Consider the following 13,258-nt stretch of genomic DNA (forward strand, 5'->3'; position numbering starts at 1 on the left):
TCTCGGCGGCAAAAAGGTGGATTAGCCGGGCAGTGGGGTCATCCGAGTCGATCGGGGCGGATGACGATGGTGCTTACGGTTGCGTCACCCCACACCGTCGTGTTCAGCATCATCTCCTGGTCGAGGGACAGCATGGTGAACTCGGGAACGAAACGTTCGGTGAAGACCCCGGCGAAGTGGCTTCGAAGCGTGCTTGAGCCGCTGCCGGCCAGGTCCCATTCCTCGCCCAGCCTGACGCGAACCCAGCGGGGTTCGGATTCGGCAGTGTCAGGGCCGGCGTAGTCGACGGCCAGGAGGAACTCACGGTCTTCGTCGAAGAGGCCGAACTCGTTGGCCATGCGCGACCAGCTCGTGTTGACCTTGGCTGGCATGTCCAGGGCGTCGACATGCACGATCTCGTGCGGCTCGGAGTCGAACCGACCGTGCTCCGCGCCGCAGGACGCCGGTCCTTGATCGGAGGCGGGCAGCGGGTAGGAAATCTCTGTTGCGATCCGTTCGATGAACTTGATGCCAGCCCGGGCCAGGTCCACCGCAACCTCGTCATCCGTCCGTGACACGCTCGAACGATGCGCTTCGTAGCCCCTGTCCTGGACGGGCGGAAATCGTCGGGGAGCGTCAGTAAGCCATGCGTCGATTGCTTCCGGGGAGTTCCTGATCGCCTCGATGAGCTCTTGCACAGCTTCTCGTTTGGCGCGACTGACGTGCCGGTCCAGATCCGTCTCGGTCACCTCCTGATATGTCATGGCCAATTGCCACCAGAACTTCATCAGGACGCGGCACTCCTCCTGCTCGCGGTCGTCAGCCAGGTGGCCCATGACAATCGCCTGGGCGAGTCGAAGCTGGTCTTCGTCGCGGAAACCACGACGCAAGTCTGTCAATGACACAGGCGCACCCTAGTGAGCGAAATTCCCGAACGCGATGCGATATCGGGGCGCACTCAAATCGGCACGAGCGTGCCCCGGCCCGCGCGGATGGCCGTCACGCTCGATGACGCGCGACTTGCGGCAGGAGAGTGCGTCGTTCGGCTGATAGGGCACACTCCGAGGGTGGATAAGCAGGAAGCTTGGTTTTCGGTCCGGTGCCTGTTCCGGCTTGATGCGGAAGCGCCCACGACGTACGAGGAGCGGATAACGCTCTGGCGTGCAATCTCGCCCGAGGAAGCGGTGACCTTGGCCGAGGCTGAGGCCGGCGAGTACGTCGCAGACCTGGCCGGCGAATATCTCGGCTTGGCGCAGGTCTACTCCATGGCCGCCGAACCCGGCCATGGGGCCGAGCTGTTTTCCCTCCTCCGCGACAGCCCACTCCAGCCGGCCGCGTACCTCGATGCGTTCTTCGACACCGGTGATGAGCACCAAGGCGTCATTGAAACTTCCGAGGCTTAGCCGGCGCCGACCTGGCCCGCACTCGCCCGATCAGCGGCGTGTGAGCGCGTCGACGGCTTCGGAGGGTCGCGCCGACTGATGGTAAAGCGTAGGAGAGTCTCAGCCGTCGGCTCGGTACTCGGCGGACGTGGCCGCGATCGTGTCGGTGCAGCCGCTGCGTCCACAGATACACGCGTAAGGAAACGGCGAAAGGGCCGCGCCTATATGCCGCTCGTGCGCCACGATCTGACGATGGACGACGTCATTTTCATGGCGTCGTCGTAACGTTAGTTCCCGGCCTGGCCGAAGCCGGGCGAATGGCGCCGTGGCGGTGATGACGGCTCCGCGCACCGCTGTCACGACGTCACTCCAGTCGACGTTGGTCGGGACCTCGATGACGGCGCGGCCCGCATCCGAGGCGGCTGATCGAAGCCGCGCACCGATTACCTGGTCTCGTTCGACCAGGGCTTCTACCCGACGGCGGGCTGCGTCGTCACCCGCCACGAGTCGTTCCCGTCGAGCCATACGTGTGCGCTCGGCGGTAGTGATCAGCCAGATTGCGCCGATGGGTGACCACCTTGCCGCCGCTCGGGGGTGGAGCTGCGGTCCCTCGACGAGCGTCGGCACCCCCGCAACCTGAGCGGTACGGACGTCGTCCATCACGGCCGGGAGCCTCAGAGCCGCGACGCGTTCGAAGTCGTCGGCCGCCATCGTCGCACCCAGGGCGAGCGCCTCATCGAGCGAGGGCCCGATGGCGCCGAGGCGTTCCAGGTGGTCATAGGTGTAGGCGTCTATCGGGTGCAACGCGAGGTCGAGCTCGCGAGAAAGATGGCGGACCGTCGTCGACTTTCCGGATCCCGGTGCGCCACCGACCCAGAACATCGGCATGCTCGTCGCCATTCACGCCATGCTGTCAGACGACCACCAGCGCTGGTCGCGCCCTCTGATCAAGTACGCGATTGTGGGCGCAAGCGCACGACGGATGGCGTGGATCCCATAGAACGTGACTGCCGTGCGGATACCGAGCACGATCGGCGGCAAATCCGGATACCCAACCTTGCGGTGGAGCCAATTCCGGCTAATACTGCAACGGCGGGTCGCCACTTCGTGTGGTTCTGAATCGTTTGCTGGGCGTGGTGACGGCTGAACAGGCAGGGTCATTGCGTTCTGGGGTAACTGCTGGTCACGGCGGTGATGAGGTCGTGTGATCGGCGGTCGGCGCGTCGGTTGGCGCGGGCGATGTTGGTGGCGCCGTTGATGCGGTGCCAGCCGATCGCGGTGTTACGCAGGGTGGCCATGACGGCGGGTCCGGTGCCGGTCCGGGCTTGGTGAAGATCCTCACGGAAAGTGACGTCTCTGACGTTGTGGACCTGGTTCTCGATCAACCACTCTGCCCTGGCCCATTTTTGCAGGTCAGTGGGCTGGGCGTTGGCGGCGCTCAGGGAGGTGATCAGGTAGGTGGTCTCGCGGCTGGTCTTGCCGTCGATGGTGCGGGTCCGGGTGATCCGGGCGGCCTGCTGGGCTTTCGGGAAGGCGATTCCGCCCGGGGTGTGCAGGGTGACGGCCTTGACCGTGCGGGTCTCCTTACGGCCGTGCCCGCGGTCGCGGGTGCGGTCACCGACCGGGATCTGCGCCCACGGCAGGGTCTTGAGCTGGGTGTGAAGGGTGGGCTGGTTCCCCTTCGCCTGCAGCAACAGGTGTGCTCCGCGGCGGGTGATCTGCTCGGCGTGATCGGTCTGGGTATGCATCGCGTCGGCGACGAACAGGACCCCGGTCAGGCTGCCCAGCACGTTTTCGACGGCGGTGAGCAGGGGTGTGAAGGCTGGGATTTCGTTGCTTTTGGTGTCGACGGTGACCTGGGCCAGGACGATGCCGGTGCTGGTGTCCAGCGCGGACAGCAGATGCACCTGGCGGCCCTCGGGCAGGCGGGCGCCCCGCAAGGTCTTGCCGTCGACGGCTATCACGGTCCGATAGCGGCGTGGCCGGGCGGGTGCCGGCGGTGTCCGCGACCGCAGCCAGCCGGCCAGAACAGTGCTGACCACACTCGCGTCGAGGCGGGTCAGCAGCCGCCACATCGTCGTGCCGGCCGGCACGCCCCGGGTGAACCCGAGCCGGACCTGGTCGGGCTCGTCGAGGTCGTACAGCCAGTCGGCGATCGCAGCGAACGAGGTGGCACCGGCCAGGACCGCGCAGACCGCGACTGTCAGCAACGCCACCAGGGAATACCGGGTCCCGTGCGGGTTACGCGGGTCCGGAATCCGGCCCAGGGCTTCGGCGAGCCCGGTGTGTTCACTATCGGTGACCGGTGATGGTGGAGTGTCGGAGCCGGGGGTTGTCACGGTCAGTGCGCGAATCAGAGATGATGCCATCGGCGGGTGGAGTTCCTCGGTGGTCGTGCAGCGTGAAGAACTCCATGATCACCTTGAGGGCTTCACCCGCTTCCACTGCCTCCACAGAGGCCGATCACCCCACGAAATCCCTGTTCAGCGGGTCAAGGACCGAGAACGCAACAGCCCTGGCTGAACAGGTAGGCGGCTGGGACGATGACCTCTGGGATTTCTTCCTGGGGTTTTCGCATTGGTTCAGCCGGGCGGATGTCCGGTGGCAGGCGTGGAAGTATCTGCGGGGGTTGATGGCGCCGATCGAGCGGCGTAGTGGCTGGAGTCTGGCCGAGCATGCCGGTGACGCGACGCCGGACAAGATGCAGGGTTTGCTGGTCAGCCGGTGTCTGGACCGGGACAAGCTGCGTGATGAGGTGCGGTCCGCGCTGGTGGCGGCGATCGGCGATGAGGCCGGGGTGCTGGTCGCTGACGAGACCGGCTTCATCAAGAAGGGAAGATCATCGGCCGGTGTTCAAAGGCAGTACACCGGAACGACCGGGAAGATCGACAACTGCCAGCTCGGGGTGTTCCTGACCTACCACACCCGGCATGGGCGGGCACACGTCGACCGGGAGTTGTACCTGCCGAAGTCCTGGACCGACGACCGGGACCGGTGCCGGCGTGCGCACATCGGCGACGACGTCCCGTTTGGCTATGACGGTTGTATTCGGCTCCACCAGGGCGGCTTGACCTGGCCCCACTCGCGAGGAGTGTGACGGTTTGAATCGGCTCCACCAGCACGGCTTGAAGTGGCCCCACCTGCGGGCCGGATTCAGTCTTTCGGGGCCGGTCCAGTGGCGTGCCGGTCAGGATCTGCTGGTGGCGGGTTGTTTCGCGGCGGTTCTGGAGAGTCGGTAGGAGTCGGTGCCGGTCTCGATGATCGTGCCATTGAAGGTGAGCCGGTCGACGATCGCTGCGCAGAGCCGTGGGTCGGTGAAGGTGCGGGTCCAGCCGGAGAAGGATTCGTTGGATGCGATGGCGACGCTGTTCTTCTCTTCGCGTTCGGTCAGGACTTGAAACAGCATCTCCGCGCCGCGGCGGTCGAGTTCGAGGTAGCCGAGTTCGTCGATGCAGAGCAGGTCGACCCGGCCGTAACGGGCGATGGTCTTGGTCAGTTGCCGGTCGTCGGCGGCTTCGACCAGTTCGTTGACCAGCTTCGCGGCGAGGGTGTAGCGGACCCGGAACCCGGCCATCGCGGCTGCTGATCCGAGGCCGATTAGCAGGTGTGATTTGCCGGTGCCGGAGTCACCGATCAGGCAGAGTGGCTGGCCGGAGCGGACCCAGTCGCAGTTGGCGAGGTTGTTGACCAGGCCGGGGTTGATGTTCGGGTTGGCGGTGTAGTCGAAGTCGCTGAGCCATTTCTGGCGGGGGAAGCCCGCTGCCTGCAGCCGCCGCTGGGAACGGCGCCGGTCCCGTTCCTCGCATTCGGCCATCAGCAGTTCGGCGAGCATGCCTCGATAGCTGAGCTGGTCACGTTCGGCGCGGGTGATCAGTTCGGAGAACTGGCTGCGGACCGTGGGCAGGTGCAGGACCCGGCAGGAGGTCTCGATCGCCGCGTCGGCGGCGCTTTCGGTCATGGCTCGAGGAACACGGCTCACGATGATTCCTTTCTCCGGTGGTGTAACAGCTGGTCCCAGCGGTTTAGGTCCGGTGGCGGCCGATGATCGGCGGGCAACCGCGCCACTCGCTGCAAGGTTCGTTCGGTGACCGCTGGCGGTGGCGGTGGCGGCGGTGGTGCCGGCGGCGGCCCGGCCGTGATCGTGGGTGAGGGGCCGGCGTTCTGGGCGGCTTTGCGAGCTTCGACCGCGACGATGTCAGCGGTCGCGGCGCCGACGCTCAGGGCGGCCCGGATGCCCGCGGTCACGTCCTGACCGCGCAGATGCCGGTGCAGCAGTAGGACCTGGATCAGTTGCCGGGTGCCGGTGGCCTCGTTGGTGGCGGCCTTCGCCGCTGCCCAGAAGGCTTCATGATCGGCGGTGAAGGTGCCTTCCCGGCGTGCTTGGTCGAGGGCTTCCGACCCGGCGAGGGCTCCGGGTTTGCGCAGCAGGATCTCCAGGTAGTGATCCAGCAGCAGCCGCTGGCCGCCGCGTCCGGGCAGGCGGGGATGCCGGGCGATCTCGGTGCGGCCGTCGGCGATGACCACTTCGGTGGTGCCGAGCGTGACCTGCAGCTTGCGGCCGATGAACCGGGCCGGGACCGAGTAGTTGTTCATCCGGACGGTCACCGTCGCCTCGCGATCGACCCGCGGCCGCAGCGTCAGTGAAGCCCCGAACTTCTCCGCCGGCAGCCGGGCCAGCAGCGCCGCCTCAGCGGCGAAGTCCTCACCGATGGTCCTCGACCGGAGCCGGATCTTGCGGTCCCGGTCGGCCAGATCGGCGACCGCCAGCCGCTGGTTCAGCTCTTCCAAGGTGGCGACGGCCGGGACGGGGGTCAGCCGGTTGCGGCGGTAGTAGCCGACCTGGCCTTCGACGCCACCCTTCTCATGAGCGCCTTCCAACCCGGGGATGCAGTAGAAAGCCGTGAATCCATAGTGCTCTCGGAAGCTTTCCCACCTGGGGTTTTCCATTCTTGATCGGCTCCGGAAGACTACCCGGCGCACTGCCGAACTCAAGTTGTCGTAGCGGATCTGCCCGACCGGGATCCCGCCGATCAGCTCGAAGGCGTATTCGTGTCCTTCGAGGAACGCTTCCTGTCCGCAGGACACCGTCACGCGATGCACCGACAGGCCGGAGTAGGCCAGCCGGAACGCGAACAGGTGACAGCGGGTCATGATCCCGGCCAGGCAGATCACGACCTCACCGAAGTCGACTTCGGCATCGGCGCCGGGCCGGTTGTGCCTGATGATGAACCCGTCCGCCGGTGCACCCGCTTCCGCCGCGATCTGCCGGCGTCGCGTCGACACGTAGTCACGCACCGTCGAGTACGGGACGTCGGCTTTCAGCTCTTCTGCCAACCGGTCCTTGATCCGCCGAGCGGTGTGCCGCTGCTTGCGCGGTGCTTCCAGATCCGCCCGCAGCCACTCGTCGATCGTCTTCTTCACCGGATCCAGCCGCGGCGACCGGCGAACCGGCTGCCGACGCGGCGTCGGCTCGGCCGAGGTCAGCGCTTCCCGGACAAACCGGCGGTGCACCCCGTGCTTACGCGCCAGCGCCCGGATCGAGAGCTCTTCGAGCACCGCGTCAGAACGTATCCGGCGGAACAGTTCGACCTTGGTCAACGACACGGGCGCCCCCAACAACGGCGAGCACACTCAGGACTTCAAGCGCAACACCGCAGGTGGGGCCATTTCAAGCCGCCATCACCCATTCGTGCGGGAAAGTCACTCGCGAGTGGGGCCAGGTCAAGCCGCCCTGGTGGAGCCGAATACAACCGTCATAGCCACCCGTTCGCCACCAAACCCGAGCAGGCCAGGTCCATGCTGGAACGTGCGGTCGACGCGAAGGTGCCGTTCGCCTGGTTCACCGGCGACGAGGCGTACGGCCAGAACCGGGCACTGCGCGAATGGTGTGAACAGCAGGACATTCACTATGTGCTGGCCACCCGTAAGGATCATGAGGTCGCGTCCGGGCTGCACACCACCACCCGCGTCGACGCGTTGATCGGCAAGGTCCGGGCCGGGGCCTGGCGGCGGATGTCCTGCGGTGACGGCGCCCACGGCCCGCGTGTCTACGACTGGACGAGTGTCCCGATCCGCACCGAGTTCGAGCATGGCCGGCGTGGCTGGGTGCTGGCCCGGCGCAGCATCAGCAGCGGCGAACTGGCGTACTACGTGTGCTTCGGCCCGCGCGGCACCCGGCTGCGCAGGCTGGTGGCCACGGCGGGCGCGAGGTGGGCGGTCGAGGAATCGTTCCAGATCGCGAAGAACGAGGCCGGCATGGACCAGTACCAGTTCCGCCGCTACGACGCCTGGTACGCCCACATCACCCTGTCCATGGCCGCCGCCGCGTTCCTGACCATCACCCGCGCCCGCGAAGCCGAAAAGGGGGCACCACCGGCGACCACGGCCAGGACGGCCTGATCCCACTGACCGTCAAAGAGATCAGACACCTACTCGCCGTCCTGATCCTGACCGCGAAGAACACCACCAAGCATGCCTTGGCCTGGTCGAACTTCCGACGACGTTGCAACCACCGCGCCCGAACTGCCCACTACCGCAAACGACTCAGCACGCTCGGAAGCTACGAGCCGCCGTAGCAGTACTAACGGCACATCCAGCCAGCATGCCGGGTCACGCGACCATGGCGAGTCACCCGGTCGCCACCGCGCTCCACGCACAACTCGCTGGTCTCGCGATCGATCCAGTAGCACTGCCCGACGTCAATGAAGGTCGGCTCTTGCAGGTGGAACCAGCGATCCACCACGTCAACGAGGATCAGCCTGTCGGCGATCGCACGCTTGACCATCTGAACTCCTCGAGCAGGCATCGAACTCGACGCATCTGCGTGATCGTACGCGATCCGAGATACTCGGCGGTTCCGAAGTGTCGGTAACGCCACGACACGTACCTCCGGTGCCCGTGTCCACGGCTGACTTTCCTCGGCGACCACGTCTGGCAAGGGGCTGAGTACAAGCCCACCGACGTGGCGCGCGATCCTACGGATCTTCGATCGGCGATGTCGATCAGCGATTCTCGGAATCGGGCGTCAATGAACCGGCGAGTTGTAGCCGTTGAGGAGTGTCAAGCCCCGGGTTTGATGTCTCCATCAAACCCGTTGCGGAACAGTGCTGCCCGATCGGCAGCCATGCGGGCGCCCCGGATGGCAGCGGCCCCCCGTTTACCCCCCGAAAACCCTGGCATGCAGTCCACAATCAGTGACATACGATGATCACCGATGTGCTGCGTTTGTGCAGCTCATTGCCAGTATGCGACAACGGATGACAATCTCGGTACGGTCGCCGTTGGTAGCAAGGGGTCGCAGGTTCAAATCCTGTCAGCCCGACCATTGAAAAGCCCTGACCAGCGGAGATGTTGGTCAGAGCTTTGAATTTTGTCTATGAAGATTTGATCCATCCCCCGAAAACCTGTCCGCCCAGGTAGCCATACGTCCGCCTGGCTTGGGTCAAATTCTGAAGCGCATGGCGTTGCGTTGGAGTCACCGGGCGTCGGGCCGTCGACGCTGCCCGGTTCCTTCGAGATCAATGGCCGCGATGCGATCGCAGTAGATGAACCAATCAGCGCGAAGTGGTTCCGTTGATCCACGATTCGACGCGGTCGACATGGCAGGGTCGTCGGAGTCGATGAAGATGTCCCTGGTGCAGTGGCGTTGTCACCGGTTCAGCCGGTGAAGGTGCGGCAGTGGCGGCGGAATCGCCTTCTCGTCTGCTCCGGCGCCCAGTATGGCATCATTCGCGTCCCTTGTCCTGGAAAGTCTTGTCAGCGGACGATCAGGTTTGACGGCTGGTCGAGCCGGGGTGAGCGGGTTCCTACCATCGGCGAGTGCACTTCGACCTGACGGACATGATTCTCGCGATGGACGACGACCGGTTCCTGCTGCTGCTGAACTCCTGGGAGGATCCCCACGATCCCAGGACCGACCACCTACTCGGAGTGCTGCCCGCTGCCCTGCTGCAACGATGCAGCGATGGTGGCCGCCTGGAACTGCTCGACCGGGCGATCCCGCTCTTCCGGGCCGGCGCCACCGATCCCGGCATCGATGCCGAGGTCCGCTCGAGTTTCCGGGCGAACCTGGTTACGGCGCTGCGGCTCGACTACGAGCGCACCGGCCGTGCGGCGATCCTCGAGGATGCGATCGCCGAGGCCCAGTCGCTGAGCGAGGAACCGGCATCAGGTGACGAGATAGCCGGGCGACTCGCTACCTTGGCCCGGCTCTATGCGCTGCGAGCCGAGGGCTTCAACTCTCCCGGCGACGTGACCCGGGCCATCGATGCTCTCGAACAGGCCGTCGACGTGCCGGGAATCAGCGCGGAGAAGGCGGCTGCCTGCTGGTCGGATCTCGCGGGTGCTTGGCGGACGTGGGAGGCGATGTGCTCGGGACCCGACGTGCTGCGGCAGATCCGGTCCGCGATGGAGGAGGCCGTCCGTCTCGACCCGAGCGTTATCAACCGCGTGAATCTCACGAGTGCCCAGCGGTTGTGCGCAGTCGCAGCCGGTGACGTCACCGAGCTCGCCGAGTCGATCATCGAGCTGGGGGTTATCGCTGAAGGACAGGACGAAGTCGGCGCGCACGTGCTGCACAACCTCGGCCGGGGACACACGGCGATGTTCACCATCACCGGATCCTCGGTCTCTCGTGATGCGGCGGTAGCCGCCCTTCGTGGGGCCTTCGCCGCGACCCCGGCCGGCTATCAATCGGCCGCGAGTATCGCGGTGGATCTCGCCGAGGCGCTGCTGTTGGGTCCTCAACGGGCTGAGGACGAGGCACTGCGGCTACTGGATCTCGCCTCCGAGCATCCGGCCGCGACCGTGCTCGTGCGGTTCAATGCCGCCACTACCGCCGCGTCACTGCGCCCGGGAGCCGATGCCCTGGACCGCTGGCGCAGAGCGGTCGCGCTGCTACCACTTCTCGCCTGGCGGGGCTCCCGTTATCGCGATCGGGAGTCGGCGGTCGCCAGGTTCGCCGGGGTGGCCCGTTCCGGGACAGCCTGCGCCGCGGGACAGGGCATGCCGCGGGAAGCGATCGGCATGCTGGAGACCGGCCGCTCCCTGCTATGGAGTCAACTGCTGGAGACTCGCGCCGACCTGCACTGGCTCGGTACGATCCGGCCGGACCTGGCGGAACAGTTGGCGCGGGTACGGCGGGAACTGGACCGCACCCACCATACGTGACGGTCACCCGTTCGTGGCGAGCAGTCGCTGCCTGAGGTGATCGAGCCGGGCGGCCAGACGTGGATGACGGTTAGTGAGGTCGCGGGTGTCGCGTCGCAGGCGCAGTTGCTGCTCCCACAGCAGGGAGCGGCCTCGGTCGCCGAGTTCGACGGCCAGGCCGGGCCGGTCGGCGAGCAGAGCCGCCGCCGAGGTGTCGGCGGCCAAGGTGTTCCAGGTCCGCAGGACGCGTTCCTGATCGCGGCGGGCCAGTCCGGTCCAGCTCACCTCTGGCAGCAGACCGATCGCGGCGGCGAACGCCTCGGTCGCCGAGCGGGGGTCGCCGAGGGCTAAGGTCTGCGCCGCCCACTCGCCGGCCGCGTGGATGCGGACCAGTGCCGCGGTCGTCGTCTGCGCGACCGCCGTCCGATACAGGGTGACGGCTTCGCGCCGATGGACCGGATCGTCGGTGTCGTCGGCTAGAGCGGCGAGGGCTCCGGCCAGGTCGTACCGGTTGAGGGCCTGGTCCGGGTCGGCCTCGGTGGTGGCGGCAATGGCCTGGCGGTAGGCGCCGATCGCGGCATGTAGGTCGGTGACATCATATGTGGCCTCCCACCGATCCATAAGAGCATCGCCGAGCGTACGTAGCCGATAGCCGGGCGGAGTGCTGGCATCGGTGCGACCGGCCACCTCCCGCAGAACCGTCACCGCCTCGTCGATCAGGGCGGGATCGCCGGTCTTGGCGAGGGTGCTGCCGAGCATGGTCTGCCGGCCGGCCCGCTGCACGTGCTGGGGCGGGGTAGCGGCGACGGCGGCGCGGATCAGGGTGACCGCCACGGCGAGATCGGCCGGATCACCGTCGGTGCTGTGCCGGGTGATCAGGGCGCTGGCCAGCAGCGTCTGACGTCGCGGACGATCCTGATGGTTCGGCCGGCAGCCGGCGGCGTCGCGCAGCAGTTCGATGCAGGCGGCCAGGTCACCGTCGCGTCCGTACAGATGGAACCGCAGGTGCAGGGCGATCGCCAGGGCTGATGCGTGATGTCGGCGACGGGCGGGCGGTGCGCTGTCGCAGGCGTCGCGGTGCAGGTCGATCGCGGTGTCGAGGTCGGTGGGCACGCCGGTGCGGGCGTAGCGGGAGTCCAGGGCCATGGCCAGATTGGTCAGGCGCCGGGACCGGTCGATGTGCCGGGACGGCGTGCACCGCACGGCCTCCCGGTCCGCGGTGATCGCCTCGGCGAGATCGGCGAGGTCGTGGGTGCGCTGGAAACGCTCGAACCACACACTGCCCAGGTTGCTCAGCAGCGCGCCACGATGGATGTGCGTGCCGGGCAGGGCATCGACCGCTTCGACGTACGACCGCAGTGCCTCGTCCAGGTCGCTGATCCGGTCGAACCGATCGAACCGTGCAGTGCGCGTGTTCGCCGCGTTCCCGGCCCGCACGGGATGGCCGGAGCCGTGGGCGGCGTGCACGACGAGCGCCTCCTCCAAGTCGGCGACGGCGCCGGAGTCCTCGTACCGGTCGTGCAGGGCGTGCCCGAGATGCGACCGATAATCCAGGCGGTGCGGGTCGTTGTCGCGGGCGCAGCCGACAGCATCGCGGTGCAGTCCGACGGCGGTGTCCAGATCGGCCGGGTCGTCGGTCACGGTGAACCGCAGCGTGAGGCCGGAGCCGAGCGCGGACAGGCGGCGGGCCCGGTCGGGGTCGCCGGGGGAGGTCTCGGCGAGCGCTTCGTGCAGCAGAGTGATCGAGTCGTGCAGGTCGGCGGGGTCGCTGAGCAGTTCGAAGCGGTGCCGCAGCATCAGGGCGAGGTTGACCCGGCTGATCGGCCCGGCGTCGCGGGAGCCAGCGATCGCCCGTTGCAGGTCGCGGCGGCGGCCGCTGATCTCGTACCGGGTGTGCAGGACGGCGGCGTACTGCGAGCGATAGCTCTGGGTGCCCGGTTGCCGCCGCAGAGCCTGCCGATGCAGGTGGACGGCTTCGGCCAGGTCCTGGTCGCCGCCGTTCAGCTGGTAGCGGGTGTGCAGCACCACCCCGAGGTTCGCCAGGTACCGGGCCTGTTCCTGATCGTCGCCGTACCAGGAGTCGACAGCCGCCCGGAACATGCCGGCCGCCTCGTCCAGGTCAGCACCGTCGTTGTGATGCAGATACCTGGCGAACAGCCCGGACCCCAGATTGCAGCGATGCTCGGCGGCCTCCGGTGTACCCGGCGCGGTGAGCGCGACAGCGCAACGGCCCAGCGAGATCCCCAGCTCCACGGCGATGTCGTCGAATTCGTGCAGGCACCCGTCGATCAGGTCCCGGGCCTCGTGGTGCAGCAGATCCCCGATCGGTTCGTCGTTGTCCGGATCAGACAGCGCCTCGGCCAGTTCCGGTGGCACCGTGGTGTCCGGCGCCATGGCGAGCAGCACCCGATAGAGGCGGTAGGCGGTCTGACAGTCCGGGTCGTCGTGCCCGGTGGGCGCCTCGATCCATCGGTACCAGAAGAACATCGCGGCCAGGGTCAGGGCCGCCTCGTCAACGGCCACCTCGCCGCCGCCCAGGGCCTGGAGAGCGGCGGTGAGCAGCAGCCGCCCGCTGTCGCGGGCCTGGTCGCCGTCGAGCGCCGTGGGGTCAACGCCTTCGAAGTACGTTTCGAGGCGGCGGCGCACGTCGTCGACCGGCGTCATCGGTCGAGCGTAGGCCCAGCCTGTCGCCCGGTTGTGGACGGACCCGGTCCGCGCTAAGCATGGACGGGATCGGGCAGTCGGCGAAG

The 13,258-nt window shown here is 67.0% G+C and carries 9 protein-coding genes and 2 pseudogenes; 4 read left to right on the forward strand and 7 right to left on the reverse strand.

Going from position 1 to position 13,258, the window contains the following annotated elements; genetic code table 11:
- Window positions 1–38: 38 nt before the first annotated feature.
- Complete coding sequence (locus tag BLU81_RS51265) at window positions 39–884, reverse strand: hypothetical protein (protein ID WP_231953843.1); 846 nt, start codon at window positions 882–884, stop codon at window positions 39–41.
- Window positions 885–1,046: 162 nt separating this feature from the next.
- On the opposite strand from BLU81_RS51265, the gene BLU81_RS45865 reads away from it, so the two are divergent.
- Window positions 1,047–1,382, forward strand: a complete 336-nt coding sequence (locus BLU81_RS45865; protein ID WP_092558602.1) for a hypothetical protein — start codon at window positions 1,047–1,049, stop codon at window positions 1,380–1,382.
- 99 nt (window positions 1,383–1,481) lie between these two features.
- On the opposite strand, the gene BLU81_RS45870 is transcribed toward BLU81_RS45865, so the two are convergent.
- Together BLU81_RS45870 and BLU81_RS45875 are read right to left on the reverse strand one after the other, a co-directional pair.
- Entirely contained in the window at window positions 1,482–2,261 is a 780-nt protein-coding gene (locus BLU81_RS45870; protein WP_092555837.1) for a P-loop NTPase family protein, read from the reverse strand.
- A gap of 257 nt (window positions 2,262–2,518) precedes the next feature.
- Window positions 2,519–3,730, reverse strand: coding sequence for an ISAs1 family transposase (locus BLU81_RS45875; protein ID WP_231953782.1), 1,212 nt, complete (start codon window positions 3,728–3,730; stop codon window positions 2,519–2,521).
- Window positions 3,731–3,924: 194 nt separating this feature from the next.
- Here BLU81_RS45875 and BLU81_RS45880 point away from each other — a divergent pair.
- Window positions 3,925–4,392 (forward strand): annotated as a pseudogene (locus BLU81_RS45880) (IS701 family transposase); the annotation flags it as partial.
- A 156-nt stretch (window positions 4,393–4,548) separates the two neighbouring features.
- On the opposite strand, the gene istB reads toward BLU81_RS45880, so the two are convergent.
- Both istB and istA read right to left on the reverse strand, forming a co-directional pair.
- Window positions 4,549–5,340 (reverse strand): IS21-like element helper ATPase IstB, encoded by a 792-nt coding sequence (istB, locus tag BLU81_RS45885; RefSeq protein WP_269460971.1) that lies wholly within the window; start codon window positions 5,338–5,340, stop codon window positions 4,549–4,551.
- A complete protein-coding gene (gene istA / locus BLU81_RS45890) occupies window positions 5,337–6,959 on the reverse strand; it encodes an IS21 family transposase (protein ID WP_172890773.1) in 1,623 nt (540 codons plus the stop codon). The genes istB and istA overlap by 4 nt, the downstream gene beginning before the upstream one ends.
- A 168-nt stretch (window positions 6,960–7,127) precedes the next feature.
- Between istA and BLU81_RS45895 the strand changes: the two are divergent.
- Window positions 7,128–7,760: pseudogene (locus BLU81_RS45895) on the forward strand (IS701 family transposase); the annotation flags it as partial.
- Between the two features lie 181 nt (window positions 7,761–7,941).
- On the opposite strand, the gene BLU81_RS45905 reads toward BLU81_RS45895, so the two are convergent.
- The gene (locus tag BLU81_RS45905) at window positions 7,942–8,145 is read right to left on the reverse strand and encodes a hypothetical protein (protein WP_092555843.1); all 204 of its coding nucleotides are present in this window, start codon (window positions 8,143–8,145) and stop codon (window positions 7,942–7,944) included.
- A gap of 1,034 nt (window positions 8,146–9,179) precedes the next feature.
- On the opposite strand from BLU81_RS45905, the gene BLU81_RS45910 reads away from it, so the two are divergent.
- The gene (locus BLU81_RS45910) at window positions 9,180–10,529 is read left to right on the forward strand and encodes a hypothetical protein (RefSeq protein WP_092555845.1); all 1,350 of its coding nucleotides are present in this window, start codon (window positions 9,180–9,182) and stop codon (window positions 10,527–10,529) included.
- A 3-nt stretch (window positions 10,530–10,532) separates the two neighbouring features.
- Here BLU81_RS45910 and BLU81_RS45915 read toward each other — a convergent pair whose 3' ends face one another.
- The gene (locus BLU81_RS45915) at window positions 10,533–13,172 is read right to left on the reverse strand and encodes a tetratricopeptide repeat protein (protein ID WP_092555847.1); all 2,640 of its coding nucleotides are present in this window, start codon (window positions 13,170–13,172) and stop codon (window positions 10,533–10,535) included.
- Window positions 13,173–13,258 lie beyond the last annotated feature (86 nt).

The sequence above is a fragment of the Actinoplanes derwentensis genome (genome assembly GCF_900104725.1).
Taxonomy (GTDB): Bacteria; Actinomycetota; Actinomycetes; order Mycobacteriales; family Micromonosporaceae; genus Actinoplanes; species Actinoplanes derwentensis.